At 65.5% G+C, this 19,376-nt stretch carries 16 protein-coding genes, 1 tRNA gene and 1 pseudogene; 6 read left to right on the top strand and 12 right to left on the bottom strand.

Annotated features, from left to right (window positions below; all coding sequences use genetic code 11):
- Positions 1–121: 121 nt before the first annotated feature.
- The 4 genes from alaS (at position 122) to pnp (ending at position 5,775) form a co-directional block, all read left to right on the top strand.
- Positions 122–2,758, top strand: coding sequence for an alanine--tRNA ligase (gene alaS / locus M9902_RS00435; protein WP_297220304.1), 2,637 nt, complete (start codon positions 122–124; stop codon positions 2,756–2,758).
- A gap of 120 nt (positions 2,759–2,878) precedes the next feature.
- Positions 2,879–3,076, top strand: coding sequence for a carbon storage regulator CsrA (gene csrA, locus M9902_RS00430; protein WP_297170378.1), 198 nt, complete (start codon positions 2,879–2,881; stop codon positions 3,074–3,076).
- A 178-nt stretch (positions 3,077–3,254) separates the two neighbouring features.
- Entirely contained in the window at positions 3,255–3,515 is a 261-nt protein-coding gene (gene rpsO / locus M9902_RS00425; RefSeq protein WP_297170350.1) for a 30S ribosomal protein S15, read from the top strand.
- A gap of 157 nt (positions 3,516–3,672) precedes the next feature.
- On the top strand, positions 3,673–5,775 hold the full coding sequence (pnp, locus tag M9902_RS00420) for a polyribonucleotide nucleotidyltransferase (RefSeq protein WP_297220301.1): 2,103 nt from the start codon (positions 3,673–3,675) through the stop codon (positions 5,773–5,775).
- A 73-nt stretch (positions 5,776–5,848) separates the two neighbouring features.
- Here the strand turns inward: pnp and can are convergent, their stop codons facing one another.
- Positions 5,849–6,520 carry a carbonate dehydratase gene (can, locus tag M9902_RS00415; RefSeq protein WP_297170355.1) on the bottom strand — a complete coding sequence of 224 codons (672 nt, stop codon included), beginning with the start codon at positions 6,518–6,520 and terminating at the stop codon, positions 5,849–5,851.
- The gene (nei, locus tag M9902_RS00410; protein ID WP_297170357.1) at positions 6,517–7,380 is read right to left on the bottom strand and encodes an endonuclease VIII; all 864 of its coding nucleotides are present in this window, start codon (positions 7,378–7,380) and stop codon (positions 6,517–6,519) included. The genes can and nei overlap by 4 nt, the downstream gene beginning before the upstream one ends.
- A 206-nt stretch (positions 7,381–7,586) precedes the next feature.
- Here nei and M9902_RS00405 point away from each other — a divergent pair, with 206 nt between their 5' ends.
- Positions 7,587–7,772 (top strand): hypothetical protein, encoded by a 186-nt coding sequence (locus tag M9902_RS00405; protein ID WP_297220299.1) that lies wholly within the window; start codon positions 7,587–7,589, stop codon positions 7,770–7,772.
- 52 nt (positions 7,773–7,824) lie between these two features.
- On the opposite strand, the gene M9902_RS00400 is transcribed toward M9902_RS00405, so the two are convergent.
- The 4 genes from M9902_RS00400 to M9902_RS00385 all read right to left on the bottom strand — a co-directional run bounded on the left by M9902_RS00400 (position 7,825) and on the right by M9902_RS00385 (position 14,782).
- Positions 7,825–9,753, bottom strand: coding sequence for a type I restriction-modification system subunit M (locus tag M9902_RS00400; RefSeq protein ID WP_297220297.1), 1,929 nt, complete (start codon positions 9,751–9,753; stop codon positions 7,825–7,827).
- Positions 9,750–11,111: an ATP-binding protein gene (locus M9902_RS00395; RefSeq protein ID WP_297220295.1), complete on the bottom strand. Its 1,362-nt coding sequence runs from the start codon at positions 11,109–11,111 to the stop codon at positions 9,750–9,752. The genes M9902_RS00400 and M9902_RS00395 overlap by 4 nt, the downstream gene beginning before the upstream one ends.
- Positions 11,112–11,246: 135 nt before the next feature.
- The gene (locus M9902_RS00390; RefSeq protein ID WP_297220293.1) at positions 11,247–12,500 is read right to left on the bottom strand and encodes a restriction endonuclease subunit S; all 1,254 of its coding nucleotides are present in this window, start codon (positions 12,498–12,500) and stop codon (positions 11,247–11,249) included.
- Positions 12,497–14,782 (bottom strand): DEAD/DEAH box helicase family protein, encoded by a 2,286-nt coding sequence (locus tag M9902_RS00385; RefSeq protein ID WP_297220291.1) that lies wholly within the window; start codon positions 14,780–14,782, stop codon positions 12,497–12,499. Before M9902_RS00385 ends, M9902_RS00390 begins: the two co-directional genes overlap by 4 nt.
- Positions 14,783–15,234: 452 nt before the next feature.
- Between M9902_RS00385 and M9902_RS00380 the strand changes: the two are divergent.
- Positions 15,235–15,345 (top strand): annotated as a pseudogene (locus tag M9902_RS00380) (transposase); the annotation flags it as partial.
- A 189-nt stretch (positions 15,346–15,534) separates the two neighbouring features.
- Here M9902_RS00380 and M9902_RS00375 read toward each other — a convergent pair.
- The 6 genes from M9902_RS00375 to M9902_RS00350 all read right to left on the bottom strand — a co-directional run bounded on the left by M9902_RS00375 (position 15,535) and on the right by M9902_RS00350 (position 19,342).
- The gene (locus M9902_RS00375) at positions 15,535–15,939 is read right to left on the bottom strand and encodes a type II toxin-antitoxin system VapC family toxin (RefSeq protein WP_297170366.1); all 405 of its coding nucleotides are present in this window, start codon (positions 15,937–15,939) and stop codon (positions 15,535–15,537) included.
- 10 nt (positions 15,940–15,949) lie between these two features.
- Positions 15,950–16,198, bottom strand: coding sequence for a DUF1778 domain-containing protein (locus M9902_RS00370; protein WP_297170368.1), 249 nt, complete (start codon positions 16,196–16,198; stop codon positions 15,950–15,952).
- Positions 16,199–16,477: 279 nt separating this feature from the next.
- Positions 16,478–16,564: transfer RNA gene (locus M9902_RS00365), tRNA-Leu, on the bottom strand.
- Positions 16,565–16,594: 30 nt separating this feature from the next.
- The gene (locus M9902_RS00360) at positions 16,595–17,746 is read right to left on the bottom strand and encodes a homoserine O-acetyltransferase (RefSeq protein ID WP_297220289.1); all 1,152 of its coding nucleotides are present in this window, start codon (positions 17,744–17,746) and stop codon (positions 16,595–16,597) included.
- A 172-nt stretch (positions 17,747–17,918) separates the two neighbouring features.
- Positions 17,919–18,908, bottom strand: a complete 990-nt coding sequence (locus M9902_RS00355; protein ID WP_297220287.1) for a tetratricopeptide repeat protein — start codon at positions 18,906–18,908, stop codon at positions 17,919–17,921.
- Positions 18,908–19,342 carry a cytochrome c-type biogenesis protein gene (locus M9902_RS00350; RefSeq protein ID WP_297170380.1) on the bottom strand — a complete coding sequence of 145 codons (435 nt, stop codon included), beginning with the start codon at positions 19,340–19,342 and terminating at the stop codon, positions 18,908–18,910. The genes M9902_RS00355 and M9902_RS00350 overlap by 1 nt, the downstream gene beginning before the upstream one ends.
- Positions 19,343–19,376 lie beyond the last annotated feature (34 nt).

Raw genomic sequence — 19,376 nt, 5'->3', positions numbered from 1 at the left:
CTCGCCGAAGCAGGCAGTCGCGCTAAAATCCCCGGACTGGGTTGCCAACTCGAAACTGCGGCCGCATCGTGTCGAGTTCGCGGGTCTTGTGTTGCCCGCATTCCGCCATCTTGATGCCTGCATGAAAACCACCGCCGACCTTCGCCGCGATTTCCTCGACTTCTTTGCCGCCCGCGGTCATACCGTCGTGCCGTCCGCGCCGCTGGTGCCTGGCAATGATCCCACCCTGCTGTTCACCAACTCCGGCATGGTGCAGTTCAAGGACGTCTTCCTCGGCGCGGAGAAGCGCAGCTACGTGCGGGCGGTCGATGTCCAGCGTTGCCTGCGCGCCGGCGGCAAGCACAACGACCTCGACCAGGTCGGCTACACCGCGCGTCACCACACTTTTTTCGAGATGCTCGGCAACTGGTCGTTCGGCGACTACTTCAAGAAAGACGCCATCCTGTGGGCCTGGGAGCTGTTGACCGAAGTCTGGAAGCTGCCCGGCGAGCGCCTGCTGGCCACCGTCTACCACGACGATGACGAGGCCTACGCCATTTGGCACGATCTGGTGGGCCTGCCGCCCGAGCGCATCATCCGCATCGGCGACAACAAGGGTGCGCCTTACGCTTCCGACAATTTCTGGCAGATGGCCGACACCGGCCCCTGCGGCCCGTGCAGCGAGATTTTCTATGACCACGGCGAAGGCATCGCTGGCGGCCCGCCCGGTTCGCCGGAGGCCGATGGCGATCGCTTCATCGAAATCTGGAACCTCGTGTTCATGCAGTTCGATCGCCAAAGTGACGGCCGGCTGGAGCCGCTGCCGGCGCCCTGCGTCGATACCGGCATGGGGCTGGAGCGGCTGGCGGCGATCTTCCAGCACGTCCATTCCAATTACGAGATCGACCTGTTCCAGACCCTGATCGGTCGCGCCGCTGAACTGACCGGAACCACTGATGCGGGCAGCAAGTCGCTGCGGGTGATTGCCGACCACATCCGCGCCAGCGCGTTCCTGATCGTCGATGGTGTGCTGCCGTCGAACGAAGGCCGCGGCTATGTGTTGCGCCGGATCATCCGCCGCGCGCTGCGCCACGGCTGGATGCTGGGCACCCGCGAACCGTTCTTCCACAAGCTGGTGGCCACCCTCGATGCGCTGATGGGCGAGGCCTACCCGGTGCTGCGCGCCGGCCGCGCCACTGCCGAGCGCGCGCTGCTGGCCGAGGAGGAGCGTTTTGCCGAAACCCTGGATTCAGGGATGAAAATCTTCGCGGACGTGGCCGCGGGCGTGGATGATGGCGTGATCCCCGGTGCCGAAGCCTTCCGCCTCTACGATACCTACGGCTTTCCGCTGGATCTCACCCAGGACATGGCGCGCGAGCGGGGTTTGTCGGTGGACGTGGCCGGCTTCGACGCGGCGATGGAGCATCAGAAGGAAACCGCGCGCGCGGCCGGCAAGTTCGGCGGCGGCGTGCAATTGCCGGCCGAGTTGGTGGCGCAGCTCGCGCCGACCCGCTTCCTCGGCTATGAAACGCTCGCCGCCGACGACCTCGGCGTTGTCGCCCTGCTCAAGAACGGCAAGTCGGTGGACGCACTGGTGGCTGGTGATGACGGCATCGTCCTGCTCGACGCCACCCCGTTCTATGCCGAATCCGGCGGCCAGGTCGGTGACACCGGCACGCTCTCGGGCGCGGGCGCCGCGTTTGCCGTGGCCGACGCCCACAAGCTGGCCGGCCAATTCCACGCCCACATCGGCAGGCTGCAAACGGGCCAGCTGCGGCTGGGCGACCGTCTGTCCGCCAGCGTCGATGCGGCGCGTCGCGGCGCGATCATCCTCAACCACAGCGCCACCCACCTGCTGCACGCCGCGCTGCGCAGCGTGCTGGGCACCCACGTCCAGCAGAAAGGCTCGCTGGTCGCGCCGGATCGCCTGCGTTTCGACTTCTCCCACTTCCAGCCGATGACGGCGCAGGAACTGGCCGAGGTCGAGCGTCGCGTCAACGCCGAGGTCCGCGCCAACCACCCTGGCGAAGTGCGCCACATGGGCATGCAGGAGGCGCTGGATTTCGGTGCAATGGCGCTGTTTGGCGAGAAGTACGGCGAGCGCGTGCGCGTGCTGCGCTTTGGCCCCACTTCCACCGAATTGTGCGGCGGCACCCACGTGGGCCGCACCGGCGACATCGGCCTGTTCAAGATCACCAGTGAAGGCGGCGTATCGGCCGGCGTGCGCCGGATCGAGGCCGTCACGGGGCAGGGCGCGCTGGATTTCGTGGCCGAGGAAGAACGCCGTCTGCATGAAGTCGCCCACCTGCTGGGCGGCAACGCGCATGAGGTGGCCGGCAAGCTGCACGGCGTGCTCGACCGGCAGAAGAAGCTGGAGCGCGAAGTCGAGGCGCTCAAGGCCAGGGCCGCTTCCAGCGCCACCGGCGATCTGGCCGGGCAGGCGCGGGCGGTGGCTGGCGTCAAGGTGCTGGCCGTGCGGCTGGAAGGTTTCGACGTCAAGGCGCTGCGCGATGCGGTCGATCGGCTCAAGCAGCAGCTGGGCGATGCCGTGATCGTTCTGGCTGGCGTCCAGGATGGCAAGGCGGCGCTGGTGGCCGGCGTCGCGGGTTCCGCGCTGGGCAAGGTCAAGGCCGGCGACGTGCTCGGCGAGGTCGCGCGCAAGATCAACGGCAAGGGCGGGGGACGCCCGGACATGGCGCAAGGTGGCGGCGAGGATGGGCCGGCGCTGCGCACCGCGCTCGACGACGTGGCGGCAGCGGTGGCGCGGATTCTGGGATAGTTCGTATCGAATCTGTGACGCAGTGCGACTTGTTCCCGGACGATCCGCGCGACTATCATCCATGAACCGGACGTGACCGCACGCACAGACGTTGTGCAGGACGGCGGCAATGGAGTTGCGATGTTGATCCTGACCAGACGCGTAGGCGAGACCTTGATGATTGGTGATGCGATCACCGTCACCGTGCTTGGCGTGAAAGGCAACCAGGTGCGCATCGGCATCAGCGCGCCCAAGGACGTGGCCGTGCATCGCGAGGAGATCTACCAGCGCATCCAGGGCGAGGGCAAGCCGGAAGTGGTGGCCGATTCCGGCGACTGAGGTCCGTGGTTGAACTCTGCGCTGGAAATCCGCGCCCGAAATCCGCGGTTTGCCTGTCAGGTCGCGTGCGCGCTACAATTGACGGGCTCAGACGAGCGTTTCCCATCCATTTGTGACGGACCGTGCGGTGCGGGCTTGATTGCCCTGTTCCTGCCGGCTCCGCGACTGTGAGGCAATCATGTCCATCGATACCAGCAAAGTCATCAACGAACACAAGCGCGGCGACAACGACACCGGCTCGCCGGAAGTGCAGGTCGCCCTGCTCACCGCACGCATCGAACAGCTCACCGAGCACTTCAAGGCGCACAAGCAGGACCACCACAGCCGGCGCGGCCTGCTGATGATGGTCAACCGCCGCCGCAGCCTGCTCGACTATCTGCGCAGCAAGGACGGCGAACGCTACAAGGCGCTGATCGGCAAGCTCGGCCTGCGTCGCTGATACAGACACACCCCGCGGCGCGAGAATGCGCCGCGGTGCGTTTTTGCGGAAGGAAAACCCGACCGTGCGGCCCGTCCGCACTCCCGCGTCGCTCGCGGCGCAGCGTCGACAGGCAAGGGCCGCCGACGTCAACGTGCAACCAGTCAAGGATTTCGAAGTGGCAAAGATCAGCAAGACGTTCCAGTACGGCAACCGTCAGTTCACGCTGGAAACCGGCGAGATCGCCCGCCAGGCCGGCGGCGCGGTTCTGGTGAAGTGCGAAGGCACCGAGGTGCTGGTCACCGCGGTGGCCGCCAAGTCGGCGCGCGAAGGCCAGGATTTCTTCCCGCTGACCGTCGACTACCAGGAAAAGTTCTATGCCGGTGGCCGCATTCCGGGGGGCTTCTTCAAGCGCGAAGGCCGCGCGACCGAAAAGGAAACCCTGATCAGCCGCCTCATCGATCGCCCGATCCGCCCGCTGTTTCCCGACGGCTACCGCAACGAGATCCAGATCATCGCCACCCTGGTCTCGCTCAACCCGGAAGTCGAGGGCGACGTGCTCGCCCTGATCGGCGCGTCGGCGGCGCTGTCGCTGTGCGGCACTCCGTTCCAGGGCCCGATCGGCGCGGCCAAGGTCGGCTACAAGAATGGCCAGTACCTGCTCAACCCGACCGTCACCGAGCTGAAGGATTCCGACCTTGAACTGGTCGTGGCCGGCACCTCGCAGGCGGTGCTGATGGTCGAGTCGGAAGCCAAAGAGCTGTCCGAGGACGTGATGCTGGGCGCGGTCACCTTCGGCCATCGCGAAATGCAGAAAGCCATCAACGCGATCAACGAACTGGTGACCGAAGCCGGGGCACCGGTCTCGACCTGGCAGTCCGCCGAACGCAACGCCGCGCTGGTCGCCGCGATGCAGGACGCCGTCGGTGGCCGCATGGGCGAGGCCTTCCAGATCCGCGACAAGCTGCAGCGGCGTGACGCGATTTCCGCGCTGAAGAAGGACGTGCTGCTGGCGCTGGCCGGGCGCGCCGAAGCGGAGGGCTGGAGCGCTGCGGCGCAGGCCGCCGAGTTCGAGGAACTCGAATACCACACCCTGCGCGACAGCGTGCTCTCGACCAAGGTCCGCATCGACGGCCGCCAGCTCGACGCGATTCGCCCGATCACCTGCAAGGTCGGCGTGCTGCCGCGCGTGCACGGTTCCGCATTGTTCACCCGCGGCGAAACCCAGGCCCTGGTGGTCACCACGCTGGGCACCGCCCGCGACGGCCAGATCATGGATGACGTGGCCGGCGAGTGGAAGGAACACTTCCTGTTCCACTACAACTTCCCGCCGTATTCGGTCGGCGAGACCGGCCGCTTCGGCGCGCCCAAGCGCCGCGAAATCGGCCACGGCCGCCTCGCCAAGCGCGGCGTGCTGGCGATGATGCCGGGCATGGAAGCGTTCCCGTACACCATCCGCGTGGTCTCGGAAATCACCGAGTCCAATGGGTCTTCCTCGATGGCCTCGGTCTGCGGCAGCTCGCTGGCGCTGATGGATGCCGGCGTGCCGATCAAGCGTCCGGTCGCGGGCATCGCGATGGGGCTGGTCAAGGAAGGCGAGCGCTTCGTGGTCCTGTCCGACATCCTCGGTGACGAGGATCACCTTGGCGACATGGATTTCAAGGTGGCCGGCTCCGATCAGGGCATCACCGCCCTGCAGATGGACATCAAGATCCAGGGCATCACCGAGGAGATCATGCAGGTCGCGCTGGCGCAGGCCAAGCAGGGCCGCCACCACATCCTCGGCGAGATGGCCAAGGCGCTGACCGCGCCGCGTCCGGACCTGTCCGACTACGCGCCGCGCCTGATCACCATCAAGATCCACCCGGACAAGATCCGTGAGGTGATCGGCAAGGGCGGTTCGGTGATCCAGGGCATCACCAAGGAAACCGGCACCCAGATCGACATCCAGGACGACGGCACGATCACCATTGCCTCGGTCAACGCCGCCGCCGGTCAGGCTGCCAAGCACCGCATCGAACAGATCACCTCGGACGTCGAGCCGGGCCACATCTACGAGGGCAAGGTGGCCAAGATCATGGACTTCGGCGCCTTCGTCACCATTGCCCCGGGCAAGGACGGGCTGGTGCACGTGTCGCAGATTTCCAACGAGCGCGTCGAGAAGGTCTCCGACAAGCTCAAGGAAGGCGACATCGTCAAGGTCAAGGTCCTGGAAGTCGACAAGCAGGGCCGCATCCGCCTGTCGATGAAGGCCGTGGCCGAAGGCGAAACGGTCGGCTGAACCGGCCTGCCTTCAGGAATGCAGGAAAAAACGGGCTGCGGCCCGTTTTTTCGTTGTCGCCAAGCCCCTGCCGTCAGGTTCGGGCCGCGCCGCAGTGGCGCGCGTAGACCGCTTCGATGGCTTTCGCGTACACCGGGTCCAGTTCGTCCGGGCCGTGCACGTCCATTCCCAGTTCGTGGATGTGGCCGTCGTCGAGCCCGTACACCCAGCCGTGTACGGCCAGAGGCTGGCCGCGGGTCCAGGCGTCGCAAATCACCGTGCTCAGGCAGACGTTGCGCGCCTGGGCGATGGCGTTGAGTTCGCACATGGCGTCATAGCGCCGCGCTTCCGGAAGGGCGTCAAGCAGCGGCAGGTGCTGCTGGGCCACGTCGGCGACGTGGCGAATCCAGTTGTCGGCCAGCCCGATCCGCGCGCCTTCCAGCGCCGCGCCGACACCGCCGCAGCCGTAGTGGCCGGCCACCAGGATATGCCGCACCTTCAGCACGTCGACCGCGTACTGGATGGTGGACATGCAGTTGAGATCGGTGTGCACCATCACGTTGGCGATGTTGCGATGGACGAACACCTGACCGGGATCCATGCCGAGGATCTGGTTGGACGGCACCCGTGAATCCGAACAGCCGATCCACAGGTACTTCGGCGCCTGCTGTTTCGAAAGACGCTCGAAGAAGGTCGGGTCATCGCGGGTGATGCCATCGGCCCAGTCGCGGTTGCTGCGCAGCAGGGCTTCGAGTTCTTTTTTCATCCGCGAATTTTACCGCATTCCGATCCCCGGCCCGTGCCGGCGCATTTGTCCGGCTGGCAGTGCGGGCACAGAAACAGCGGGCGTGAATTGGAACTGATGCGTGCAATCGTGGTGCCGCAGCGCTCGCAAGGTTCATCCTCGCGCTTGAAGGCATGGAAGTGGAAGGCTGCGCCCTCGTGGACCTGCAGGTCCTTGCGCATCCCCGGCCTGGGCTCGACCCCGCGGGTGGCGTAACTCAGGCGCGGGATCGCCAGACATTGCCTGGCCAGCGCATTGCGCTGGCGTGCGCTCAGATCAACGGGGCGCAGCGCCGGATGCAGGCGGGTGGCGTAGAGGATTTCGGCGCGCAGGTAATTGCCCAGCCCGGCGAGGAAGCCCTGATCCAGCAGCAGGCCACCGAGCGCGCGATGGCAGAACGCGGGCGAGCCAAGTCGCGCCGCAACGGCGGTCGCATCCAGCGCCGGATCCAGCACGTCGGGCCCCAGGCCTTGCAGGAACGGGTGCGATTCGATTTGATCGCTGCGCCAGATTTCGATGGCGGAAGCCGAATACAGCAGGATGGCCGACTGCGCGGTCTCCAGCGCCACCCGCAGGCTGCGCGTGGTGGCCGGCCAGTGGCCGGCTGGCGCGACCTTCCAGACGCCGTACAGCTGGTTGTGGGTGTACAGCGTCCAGCCGTTGTCGAACGCCGTCAGCAGCGCCTTGCCGCGCGACGTGATCGATTCGATCCGGTGCTCGCGCAGCTTGCGTTCGTAGGGCTTGAGCTGGGGAAAGGCGAACTGCACGCGCCGCAGCGGCTGCCCCAGCACGGCCGCCGCAAGGCGGTCAGCGGCGCGGCGGATTTCAGGACCTTCGGGCATGGGATGAATGATCGGTATTTGCTGGCGCGGGCAACGCCGACACGACGTGATACGCCCGTCGAAGATGATTATGCGAGCGGCGTTGCGATCAAACCTTCACATGGGTCGAAAATCACCCGTGGGTTCCAGCGCCGCAGGGCAGGAGCCGCACGTGGAGGTTCTCGCGAGGCGCGAGGCATGAAAAGACCGCGCCGTAGCGTGGTTGCATGGGCAAAACAGGAATCCAGGTACAGCCCTTCCACAAGCTCGTTGATCCCGTCCGGGTTCTCGTTTTGCTCGCGGGCCACGGCGCGCAATTCGTCCGCATCGGCAACCAGCACCACCTGCGGCGCGCCCTTGCCTCAGTGCGCGGTGAGTTCCTGCTTCAGGCGCTGGCCGTCCTGCATGGATAGGCCAGAACGCGAAACCCCGCCGGCGGGTGCGACCGGCACCGGGGTACACGTCCTAGCCTTCTGCCAGCAACGCATTCAGCCTAGCCAAGGCCGAGACGACGGCTTGTCCCTGCTCGTCGATACTGGCGATGATTTCTCCAAGCGTTCGATCATCCACCACCGCCACCGCATTGGGATTGACTGCCTTCAAGTCGAATACCGCTGCGTCAATGGCGGCGGCTTCAGCCTCCATGTCACGCGCAGCTTTGTCCCTTTCGCGGATGGTCGCCTCGGTAGCCTGGATCGCGCCAGCCGCGGCCTTGTCCTTCTTCAGCCGCTTCAGCTCCTCCTTCAGGTCGACCACGGCCGCCCTGATCTCTGCGGCCTTGTCCAATAGCGGCTGCATCTCCTCTCGGGATTTGGTGCGGCGTTCAGTGAAGTCCACTGTCCAGGAGTAGCGACTGTCGCTGTGCGACGCCAGCATGCGCGCATAGCTCGGGAAAGCCTGGCCGGCATTGGCTTCATCGGCTTGCCACTCGGCCAGCAGTGCGGCGGGAAGCGCTTCATCCTCCAGCACCGAGCCGTCCTTGCCGAACCCGAAATGCGCCAGGGTCAGCGGCGTCTTCTTGCCCACCTTCACCCACGACAGGTCGTAGTACCAGATGCGCTCGGTCTTCTTGCCCTTGGTGAAGAACATCAGGTTGGTCTTCACGCCGGCGCCGGCGGTGGAGAACACCCCGCCCGGCAGGCTGACGATGGCCCACAGTTCACACTCGTCCACTAGCTTGCGCTTGGTCTCGACGAAAGCGCTTTCATTGGTGCGGAACAGCAGGCCCTCGTCCAGCACGATGCCGCAGGTGCCACCGTGTGCCAGCTCAGCCAGGATGTCCTGCACGAACAGCACCTGGGTGGCGCTGGTCTCGAACGCGAAGTTCTTCTGCGCCTCCTTGCCTTCCTTGCCGCCAAAAGGCGGATTGGTCAGGATCACGTCGAACTGGCCCGGTGCCTGCCGGAACAGCGCATCATAGGTCGCGCGCTTGGTCAGCGCATTGCCATGCCACAGGTTCGGCTGGTCGATCCCGTGCAACACCAGGTTGGCCAGCGCGATGGGAAACACCAGATTCTCCTTCTCGCGGCCGAAGAAGGTGTCGTGTTTGAGCTTCTCGATGTCCGTGCTGGCCGGCGCGCTGCCCAACTCACGGGCGATGTGCTCGTAGGCCACCGCGAGAAAGCCGCCGGTGCCGCAGCACGGGTCGTAGACCGTCTGCCCCAGCTTCGGATCGACGGTATGCACCATCGCGCGGATCACCTCGCGCGGGGTGAAGAACTGGCCGCCGTCGGAGTTCTTCTCGCCCATCTTCAGCAGCAGGTCCTCGTACACCTGCGACAGGGTGAAGAAATGGGTGTCGTCGATGTGATCGATGCTGATCTCGTGGACGCGATCGAGGATGTCCAGCAGATTGGCCTCGTCGTCCACCCGCACCCGCTCCACCGCCGTCATGATGCGGCCGATGATCCGCTGCTTCGGGCTCACGGCCGGATTTGGCAGTCCTGTGCGCACGTCCACATCCAGCGCATGCAGATGCGGCAACAGTTCCTTGTTGATGAAGTCGAACAGCCTGCCGCCGCCGGCAGCGAACAGTTCCTGCCGCTTCCAGCCCTGCGGCTTGCCGTCGGTGGTCTGCGGATGGCCGGGTTTGTCCGACCACGGCGCGGCCCAGTCCTGCCAGCGGTACGGCGCGCGCAGCGCGGGCGAGAACTCCGCGCCCAGTGCCTCGGCCTGCTCGGCATCGCGCGTCTCCTGCGCGTCCAGGATGTGCAGGAACAGGATCCAGGTCAGCTCCGGCACGTATTGCAGGGCGCTGGCGCAGTTGGAGCGGCGCATCACATCGCAGATACCCTTCACGAACGCGGACAGCGACTGGGTGCTGGCAATCGCCTTGGCCGGCTTCGCCGCCTTTCCAACCTTTTGTTTTCGGGGAGTCTTGGCAACGGCAGTCACTTAACGATTTCCTTGATCTGTGCTTCAAAGCCGGCCAGCCGGCCCTGCACGGCGCGCACGCCGTAGTGGAAGGCCAGCACCGCGGCTGGCCAATGGCGAATCTCGCTGCCGTCGATCGTCTGCTGGCGGATCAGGCTGCGGGTGGTGGCCCAGGCTGACGGCAAGTGATTGGCGCGCACGAATTTCATCAGCCCCTTGAGCGACTCGGGTTTGTCCGCGTACTTGTCGCTCCACTTGATTTCCAGCGCAGCCACCGGCTTGAGCGCCTGGGACGACTCCACCAGATCCACCTCGCTGTCGTCGGTGCCCCAGCGCGCGTAATTGAGCCGCGCATCCTCGTGGAAGCGCTGCGCGAACAATGCCGTTTCGACCAGGTGCCCGAACTCCGGATCCTCCGCCGTCTTGGCACCGAACAGGCCGGTGTACATCGCCGAATTGGTCAGGTAAACCTTGAAGTGGCGCTCGCGCTGGTAACGCTTTCCGTCCTGATCCACCCGGAACACACGCTTGATCAGGAACGCAGCTTCCAGGTACTCGATGTACTTCTGGATGGTCTGCTTGCCGACCCCGCTGCGTTTGGACAGTTGCTCGAACGCGACTTCCTCCGCCGTGTTGAAGGCCAGCAGGGTGAACAGCGAATTGAGTTCCTGGATGTCCTTGATGCCATACAACTGCGGCAGGTCGCGCAGCAGCACCTTGTCCACGATGTCGGACTTGACGAACCGTTCCGGGTTGCCACGTACCACCGGCGACAGCGCCAGTTCGGGATAGCCACCGTAGTTGACGTACTCCACGAACTGGGCGTTCAGCCGGCCAATGTCCTCCAGCAGGTAGACGCCCGGTGTTTCCTCGCGGACGGCGGCGGGTTCCTGGCGCAGGTCCAGATATTCGGAAAAGGTCAGCGGCGGCAACAGGAAATCGGTGAAGCGCCCCGCGCCGGATTCGGTGCTCTGGCGCTTGAGCGCGGCAGCAGCGGAGCCGGATACCAGGATGCGCAGGTCGGGGCGATGGTCCACCAGCGGCTTGAGGTGCTTCTCCCAATCCTTGTGCGACTGGATCTCGTCGAAGAACAGGTAGCGCGTGCCGTCGCCGCCGGGCGCCGCCTCCTCGATCTGGCGGATCAGGGCCTCGAGCGACTGGCCGTGCAGCAGCGGGTGATCCATTTCCACATAGGCGATGCGCTGCGCGGGCGTGCCGCGCGCCAGCAGATCGGCGATCAGGTGGCGGATCAGGATGGTCTTGCCGACCCGGCGTGGGCCCAGCAGCACCACGGCGCGGCGCAGCTTGGGCTCCAGCAACAGTTGCCGCACCGGGTCCAGGTAGGCACGGGGGCGCAGCGCCAAGGTTGCGTCGTCCATCGTGGCGCTCTGCCACCACGGATTCAGGCGCTTAAGATGCTCTGCAACTTGCTGATCTGAAACGTCTTTCATGAGAAATACGGGTTAAGCACAGATTGACATGCTTAACTCTAGCACGCCGTCGGGCCGCTCCGATCAGGCGGGCGCGGCGAAGGCCTTGGCCAGCAGCCGCTGCGGCAGGCGTTCGATTTCGGCCAGTTGCGCGGCGGCGGCGTGGGCGATGGCGTCGGCCTGCGCGAGTTGGGCTTGCAGTCGGGTGACGAGGTGGCGTTGGGTGTCGATGTCGGGGGCGGGGATTTCCAGCGCGTTCAACAAAGCTCCGTTCAATGCCGACTGACTTCCGCCTCGTGAAGCCGAAAGTTCCCGCAAGTCTTTATACGAAGCCATCAGCCAGTGATACAGGAACGTCGCATCCCAAGAGTCGTTCGGCAGGATTGCAAAGCAGTTCTGATTGGTCACCGCCTCTATCTGGAGAATCGCCGACTGACCGCGTGTCTTGCCCTGACCGATCATGGCGATGAGCACGCTTTGCGGCGGCAGCAAGGTCAGCGAACATTCCTCCAGCGCCTGCCGCGAGATGGCTTCTTCAGTCGTGCTGATTGGCGCGAAGGCGACTTCACCGGTTTTCACCCACGGAATTTCGGCAGGCGACCAGTAACGCTTGTCTCCACGCGGTGGCGTGGAGCCGCTGGTGGTCTTCGCCCACTCACCCAATACCTTGCGCGGCGCATCATGCAGCGCATCGAAGGTCTGGCGCAGCAGGCGCTGGCGCAGCAAGCCAGCCTCCCGCACCTGCGCCTGCGCCGCCTGCCGCGCGGTGTCCACCTCGGCCAGTTGGGCTTTCAGGCGGGCGGCGATGTGGCGTTGTTCTGGCAATTGCAACGTAGGAATTTCGAGGTCTTCGAGAAAATTAGCTACAAGGCTGTGCACGGTTGGGCCGCGCTTCACGCCGTCGGCTAAGACGTGCGGCTGTTTCGCACGTAGATATAGCGCAACGAACTCGGGGTCAAAGGCATCGCTTGGAACGATGGCTTTGATGTCTTGATTGAATGTCGAAGGCTGTCGAACGATACCGACTGGCAATGTGTGCGCCAGAACACCGGAGCGGCCAACAACGAGAATCGTGCCAGGCATGATGAGTTGGGTTGCCGACTCGGCAATGGCAAGTTTCGAAATCCTGTCTTGTGCGACACACAAGTCAAAAGTCTTGATGTCTTTCGGCGAAAACCAAGGAATGTCGCCATTCCAATACTGGGCCGTGCCCTTGGCCGGGGTGCCGCCGCTATAGAACTTGCAGCAGTCGCCGAGCCTCACAAAGCCACTGGATTGGACAGCCATTCGGCTGTCAGAAGCGGCCCGCTTGCGCGGGAATGACGGTGTGGTGGTCATACCCCAAACAACCTCATCTTCGCGTCCTGCATCACCTCCACCGGCTTGCCCAGCGCGCGCAGCGCCTTGATGCCTCCGGCCCGGGCGATGTCCGGCACATCGAACAGGCTGTCCGACTCCAGCGCCTCGGTGCCGCCTTGGGCGAACTGCGCGCCCAGCCCGCGCAGCACGATGGCGGACTTCGCCTCCATCCCGGCAAACCACGCCGCATTCGCGCTGACGTAGTGCGCACCGCGCTCCGGTCGTTTCAGCGCCCGCGCGTGGTAGCCGTGCTTGCCGAAGAAATCGAACAGGTCGAACTCCGCCATCTGGTCCGCCTCGCGGATGACTTCGGGGCTGAGGTGGTCGCCCAGGAGATGGTCGATCAGTTGCCGGCGCTTCTTCGCCTCGACCCACAGCGCGCGGAAGTCGTCCAGGTTGTGCGCTTCGGACAGTACGCGCTGGATCACTTCACGCCGATATTCGTCCACCGGGATCGGCGTGGCCTGGCCGTTGCGGTTGGCGAGGATGAAGCGGCCTTGGGCATTGATCAAGACACTCTCGCCTTCGCCCAGGCGGATACCGGGGATAGGCGTACCTTCATAGGGTTCGCCTTCCTCACCGCCACCACCGCCCCCACCACCACCGGAACGCGGCGGCTGGGTGATGAACTCGGTGCCGAACAGGTCGGTCACGCCGGTGTAGTCGTACAGCCAGAACTTGTACTTCTGCGTGGCCTCGTCGATGCGGGTGCCGCGCCCCACCATCTGGTGGAATTTGATGCTGGATTGCAGGTAGCGGAAGAACACCACCGCGTTGAGCCGCTCGATGTCCACGCCGGCTTCCAGCAGGTCCACGGTGCAGGCGATGAAGGCGCGGGAGCCGCTGCCGCGCATGGCCTCGATCTTGTCGGCGCCGGCATCGGCCGTGCACTTGAAGGCATAGTCGTCCTTGCGCGCGTGGCTATTGGCCGTGCACCACGTCCTGTACAGATTGTTCATGTGCATTGCCACGCGGTCGGCGTGGGCATCGCGGGTGCAGAAAATGATGACTTTCTGCTCCGGCCCGCCGTTTTCGCACAGCAGCTTGAACAGGTCCTGACACATCGCCGGCGTGCGCAGGTCGATGAACAATTCGTCATCGAAATCCTTGCCGGTGTAGGTGTTCTTGTTCAGGTCCGCTTCGGTGAGCAGTTTGCCGGTCTTGATGTCCTTGACCTTGGCCGCGAGGACTTCGCCACGGGTGAACACGCGGGCGTCGATGTCGGCCTTGCGCTTGATGATTTCGCAGGCGGCCAGATAGCCATCTTCCTGCGCCTGCGCCAGCGTGTATTCGTACACCGGCTCGCCGAAATACCGGACGTTGTGGGCGGTGATGGCCGCGTCTTTGGCGAGGGCGGTTTCCAGCTCCTGCGCGATTGCTGCACGGCGTGGTTCGACAGGCGCACCACGAACGGGGCGTCGCGGACGTCTGGGTGGCTTGAGCTTGCGCGGCGTGGCGGTCAGGCCGATGTGGATGGCGTTGGGGTTGCGGGTGAGCACCTGCGACCACTTGCCCCAGGCACTGCGGTGGCATTCGTCGATGATGATGACGGAAAAGGCGTCTTCGCCGTAGTGCTCGGTGAGGAAGCTGGCATCGCCGCCATCGTCCTCCTCGCCATCGATCCCCAGGGTCTGGTAGGTGGCGATATGGATGCGCGCATTGGCAGCGGCGTTGTGGCCGCGCACGGTTTCCACGATGCGGGCATTGCCGCCGAATGCGGCCGAGAGTTTGTCGTGCGCTTGCCGACGCAATTCGTCGCGATCACACAGGAACAAGGCAGGTTTGGGCAGCAGGCCCGCCTGCGCCATCCGCCACAGCAGGTTGGTGGCGATGATGGTCTTGCCTGCGCCGGTGGCGAGCGTGAGCAACACGCGCGGCGCGTTGCCGGCCTGGCGCTCGCGGATGATCTTCTCGAACGCGGCGCGGATGGCGGCGTCCTGGTAGTAGCGACTGGCCGACCACGCCGGGCTGTCGGCCTGAAACAGCAGCGCGGCCTCGGGCGAAGCAAGATCGATGCCCTTGTCCTTCGCATAGCGGGCGCACAGATCGGGATGCGGCGGGAAGTCGTCCAGCGGATGCGGGCCGGTCTGGATACCGCTGGGCTTGTCGAACGCGCCATACAGATGGCCGTTGCTGGCAAACACGTACTGCACGTCGAAGCGTGCACAGTCTGCGTAGCCCTTGGCCTGCTGCATGCCGGCAAGCGGATCGGCGCTTTCGCGCTTGGCTTCCAGCACCGCCACCGGCATCGGCTTGGGCATGTCGCCCACCTGTACGCAGAGCAAATAATCCGTGCGACCCGTACCCCTGCGGCGGCGACCTTTGGGCCCCGTGGGCTCGACCGGTGCCGGAGTTTCCATCTTGATTCGCCGAGGATCGTCATAGCCCTTGCGACGAAGCACGGGATCAATCAGATGGAAACGCGTTTCTTCCTCGTTGTAGGGCACGGGATTCCTTGCCTGCGACGGTTTACCCGCAAGGATAGCGGAACGCTCAGCGGTCCAGCTCGAGGTTCCGCGCCTGTCGCACCCGGGCGCGATCCAGCAAGCGCTGCCGGATTGACGAGATGCGATTGGCGGGCGGAACCGACGCGCTCACGCCAGCGCCTCCAGATATGCGTTCGGCGAAAATCAGCATGCCTTCATCGACGTCCCCCCGCTGTTGAGTAGCACGGTGATTTGGAGTCCAATCCCTCACCCGAAGGCGATTGGACGTGAAGAAGCGTTTTTCGGACGAACAGATCATCGGCTTCCTGCGTGAGGCCGAAGTCGGCGTGGCGGTCAAGGACCTGTGCCGGCGGCACCGCTTCAGCGAAGCCTCGTACTAGCTGTGACGCGGCAAGCCGGTTCCTGCGCAGGAAGGCATTCCACTGTGTCTGCTTTTTGCGTGTCGGTGGCAAACGCATCGGTCAGTCCGAACAGTAGCCCACCGGGGAGCGCGGTGCCACGGCACGCCAGCCTGCCAGTTTTTCAGCGATCCGTTGTGGCAGTTGCATGTGCGTTCGACTTCCTGCTCAAGGACAGATCAATTCAAGCTTGGGATAGTACGTGCGGTAGCGCTTGGCATCCCGCGTCAGCAGCGCCATCCCCGCGATGGCGGCATGGGCACCGATGTAGAAATCCGGCAGCGGCGACGTGCGTGCACCCCTGGCGCGACGGTAATGGAGAAAGGCCTTGCCGGCCAGGAAGCCCGCTTCCCACGGCAGCTCCAGCCGGGTGAACGCATCCGGTGACAGGGCACTGTCCAACTCCTCGATCCGTTCGAAGCCGACCGAGACCTCGGCGTAAACGATGGGGTTGATGCACAGCTCGGCGTCCTGCGCGCAAGCATCGAGCTGCGTCGCCGACCAGTCGTACCACTGCGGGTCGTCGGTCAGCACGTCCAGCAGGACGTTGGCATCCACCAGCACCCGCTTCATTGTGCTCGCCTCATGCGCCGCGGGTCAGTCGCATGATTTCGTCGGTGCCCAGGCGCGCGGTGGCGCGACCGCGCAGGCGGGCGGCCAAACTGCCGTGGTGGGCCTTGGGCGGATGGGCGATGGTGGTCTCCGCCTCACGCAGGGCGACTTCGCGCACGAAGGTGGCCACCGGCAGGCCGTGCAGCTTGGCGGCGCGGCGCAAGCGGTTCTTGTCCTCCGTGCTCAGGCGCAGGTCGAGACGGTCGACGATCGTGGTCATGGCGAGCCTCCTTGTACGGTAGCATACCGTACTGTCGCCACGACGACCAACTCAGTGGCGGAAGCCACTCATGGGAGACCGTCGCCGCTTCCGATGGCCGGCCGAGGTCAACGTGGATGCCCGCTCCACGGGCGGTGCAGCCGTGCCCCGCGTGGCGTCAGAAGCAGAAACCCCACCTTTCGGCGGGGTCTCGGGGGATAGTCTCAATGCGCAGGCAATAAAAAACCCCTGAAATTCAGGGGGTTTAGTGACCTTGCTGGATGTTGATGGAAGTGCCTCTGGTGCCGGAGGTGGGACTCGAACCCACACGCTTTTAAGGGCGGCGGATTTTGAGTCCGCTGCGTCTACCGATTCCGCCACTCCGGCGCGGACGCGCAGTATAGCGGAGTGCGGCGCTCAGGCGACCTTGTCGGTGAGCAGGCTGACGCTGTGCAGGGTGCGCAGGAAGCCGGTGACGGCCGGTGCGAAGCGCTCGGTGTCGACCAGGAAGGCGTCGTGGCCCTGCGGCGAGGGCAGCGGCAGGAAGCGGGTCTCGGTGCCGGCGCGGCGCAGCCCGGCGGCGATTTCTTCCTGCTGCTGGATCGGGAACAGGATGTCGGTTTTCACGCCGATCACCAGCGCACGCTCGAGGTTGCGGATTTCCGCAAGCGCGTTTTCGGTGCTGCCGCCGTGGGCTTCGCCGAGGTCGAACCAGTCGATCGAGCGGCTCAGGTAGAGGTAGCAGTTGGGGTCGTAGCGGCGGACGAAGCGCTGGGCGTGGGCTTCCAGATAGCCTTCGATTTCGAATTCGGCGCCGAAGGGTTCGTCATCGTCACGACGCTCGGAGTCCAGCCGCACGCGGCCGAAGCGGCCGTCCCATTCCAGCGCCGAGCGGTAGGTCATCACGCCGAGTTTGCGCGCCATCCGCATGCCGTTTTCCGGGTAGCGGGCGTCGCTGTAGTGGCCGTCGTTCCAGTCGGGATCGTTGCGGATCGCCTCGCGCTGCAGCGAGCGGATCACGATCGAGAACGGCAGCGCGCGGGCGGCGCCGCAGATGTTGATGTGGTTGCGGGCGATGCCGGGGTGTCGATTGAGCAGGGCCAGCGCGGTCATCGCGCCCATCGAGTTGCCGATCAGGCAGGCCAGTGCGTCGATCCCGAGGCCCCGCACCAGTTCGGCGGCGGCGTCGGCGCCGTCCTCGATCGACAGTTCGGGGAACTCCAGCCGCCAGGCTTCGCCGGTGGCCGGATTCACCGACGCGGGCCCGGTGCTGCCCTTGCAGCTGCCCAGCGCGTTCACGCAGATGACGAACCAGCGGTTGGTGTCGATGGGCTTGCCTGGCCCGATCATCCATTCCCACCAGCCCGGTGCGGGGTTGGCGGGATTGGACGCGGCATGGGCGTCGGGCGACATCCCGGGCAGGATCAGGATGGCATTGCCGCGCTCGGCATCGAGCGTGCCCCAGGTTTCGTAGGCCAGCCGCGCGCCGTGCAACGCGCCGCCGCGTTTCATCGGAAACGGCGAGGGCAGGTTGAACCAGCGGGTGCCCGGCGGGATGAATTCGGTCATGGCGGCAGGGTGGAGGAGCGATGGCCCATCATCCGCCCTGCGCGCCGCATCGGGCATGTCGTTTGGGCATAAGGGCATAGCCACGTTGGGTGCTTGCCGGGCCCGATCGCTTGGAGGATCGGGGGTGTTTGCGGCGGTTTCCGCAGGGCGGAATTGTTGGAAGCCGTCGGCTTCAGTGCGCGTCGATCACCAGTCGCACCGGCCCCGTGGCCGGCAGGCGAATGCGAACCGGTCTGGATTCCAGGGCGTTCGGACCGGCATTGGCGCTACCGTCCAGGGAGATCTTTGCCAGCAGTTCGACCTCGCCGACCTGCGAGAGCTTCAGGTTGGGCATCGGGCTGTCGGCATCGCTCAGGCTGGCGGTGAAGGGCAGGCTGACGGCCGGGTGGCGCTGCGCGGCGACCGGGATGGGCGAGCCGCCGGGCTGGCGGGCGATCACGAAGACGCTGGCACCGGGCGCAAGCTTCGCGGCCAGGGCTGGATCCAGCGACACGTCCACGGTGAGCAGGGGCGTGGGTGCGGCCGGTTCCGGCAACGGCGACAGGCCGGCGTCGCTGCGGGCGAGGTTGATCTGTTCGCGCAGGCTGCCCGCGGTCCGGGCATCGACTTGTGCGAGCAGCGGCGCCCAGGTGGTGGCGGCTTGGGCGTTCTTGCCGGCTTGGCGCTGGCTGACGCCGAGGAACCAGCGCGCGCGCTGGTGGGCCGGGTTGACCTGCAGCGCTGCTTGCAGCAGGGCGATGGCCTGGGCGTCGAAATGGCGTTCTGGATCGGCCAGAGCGCGTGCCTGCGCGGCTTCGGTAAGGAGGTCGGGATTGTCCGGGGCCAGCGCGGCGGCCTTGCCCAGCGCGTCGCGCGCCTTCGCCGGCTGGTTCTCACGCTGCCAGGCCTGCGCCAGCAGCGCCCAGCCTTCGGGCTGGTTGGGGTTGTCACGCAGCGCCGCTTCCAGTTGGGTGATCGCTTCGGACAGGGTTTGCGGACCGCGCACCGCGGCCGGGTCCAGTGCCTGCGGGGTGCCGACCAGGCGATACAGCAGCCCGACCGAGAGCAGGGCAAGCGCGCCCACGCCCAGCGCGACCGCGCGCGCATCCTTCCACAGCGGGCGCAGCATCAGCGCGAACACCACGATGCCGAGCAGGGCGGCGATGGCGAAGAAGGCGGCCATCACCACTCCTGCAAATCGTCAGGATCGCCGTTGGGCGCGGCATCGGCCGGCCGCTGGCGGCGCACGATCATGACCAGTGCGCCCGCGCCCAGCAGCAGGATCAACGCCGGCCCGGCCCACAGCAGCCAGGTGCGGGCTTCCAGCGGCGGGTTGTAGAGCACGAATTCGCCGTAGCGCTGGACCAGGAAGGCCTTGATCTCGTCGTTGCTGCGGCCCTGACGCATCAGGTCGAGCACTTCGCGGCGCAGCTGCAGCGCGATCATCGCGTGGGAATCGGCCAGCGATTGGTTCTGGCACATTACGCAGCGCAGTTGCAGGGTCAGCGCGTGGAAGCGCGCTTCCTCGGCCGGGCTGTTGAAATGCAGCGGCGCGGCGTCGGCAGCCTGGTTGGCCTGCGCGAAAGCCGGTGGCGCGGCAGCAACGCCCAGCAACAGCGCGCCGAACGCAGCCGCCAGCGCAAGTCTGGTC

Origin of the sequence: Thermomonas sp. (genome assembly GCF_023953935.1) — a bacterium.
Lineage (GTDB): Bacteria > Pseudomonadota > Gammaproteobacteria > Xanthomonadales > Xanthomonadaceae > Thermomonas.
This window is presented reverse-complemented; position numbering and strand designations above follow the sequence as displayed.

What these genes read in the sequence shown, in the direction of transcription:
- alaS (WP_297220304.1), top strand. Translation starts at nt 122, where the DNA reads ATGAAAACCACCGCCGACCTTCGCCGCGATTTCCTCGACTTCTTTGCC.
- csrA (WP_297170378.1), top strand. Translation starts at nt 2,879, where the DNA reads ATGTTGATCCTGACCAGACGCGTAGGCGAGACCTTGATGATTGGTGAT.
- rpsO (WP_297170350.1), top strand. Translation starts at nt 3,255, where the DNA reads ATGTCCATCGATACCAGCAAAGTCATCAACGAACACAAGCGCGGCGAC.
- can (WP_297170355.1), bottom strand. Translation starts at nt 6,520, where the DNA reads ATGAAAAAAGAACTCGAAGCCCTGCTGCGCAGCAACCGCGACTGGGCC.
- nei (WP_297170357.1), bottom strand. Translation starts at nt 7,380, where the DNA reads ATGCCCGAAGGTCCTGAAATCCGCCGCGCCGCTGACCGCCTTGCGGCG.
- M9902_RS00405 (WP_297220299.1), top strand. Translation starts at nt 7,587, where the DNA reads ATGGGCAAAACAGGAATCCAGGTACAGCCCTTCCACAAGCTCGTTGAT.
- M9902_RS00395 (WP_297220295.1), bottom strand. Translation starts at nt 11,111, where the DNA reads ATGGACGACGCAACCTTGGCGCTGCGCCCCCGTGCCTACCTGGACCCG.
- M9902_RS00390 (WP_297220293.1), bottom strand. Translation starts at nt 12,500, where the DNA reads ATGACCACCACACCGTCATTCCCGCGCAAGCGGGCCGCTTCTGACAGC.
- M9902_RS00385 (WP_297220291.1), bottom strand. Translation starts at nt 14,782, where the DNA reads ATGCCCAAGCCGATGCCGGTGGCGGTGCTGGAAGCCAAGCGCGAAAGC.
- M9902_RS00375 (WP_297170366.1), bottom strand. Translation starts at nt 15,939, where the DNA reads ATGAAGCGGGTGCTGGTGGATGCCAACGTCCTGCTGGACGTGCTGACC.
- M9902_RS00370 (WP_297170368.1), bottom strand. Translation starts at nt 16,198, where the DNA reads ATGACCACGATCGTCGACCGTCTCGACCTGCGCCTGAGCACGGAGGAC.
- M9902_RS00360 (WP_297220289.1), bottom strand. Translation starts at nt 17,746, where the DNA reads ATGACCGAATTCATCCCGCCGGGCACCCGCTGGTTCAACCTGCCCTCG.
- M9902_RS00355 (WP_297220287.1), bottom strand. Translation starts at nt 18,908, where the DNA reads ATGGCCGCCTTCTTCGCCATCGCCGCCCTGCTCGGCATCGTGGTGTTC.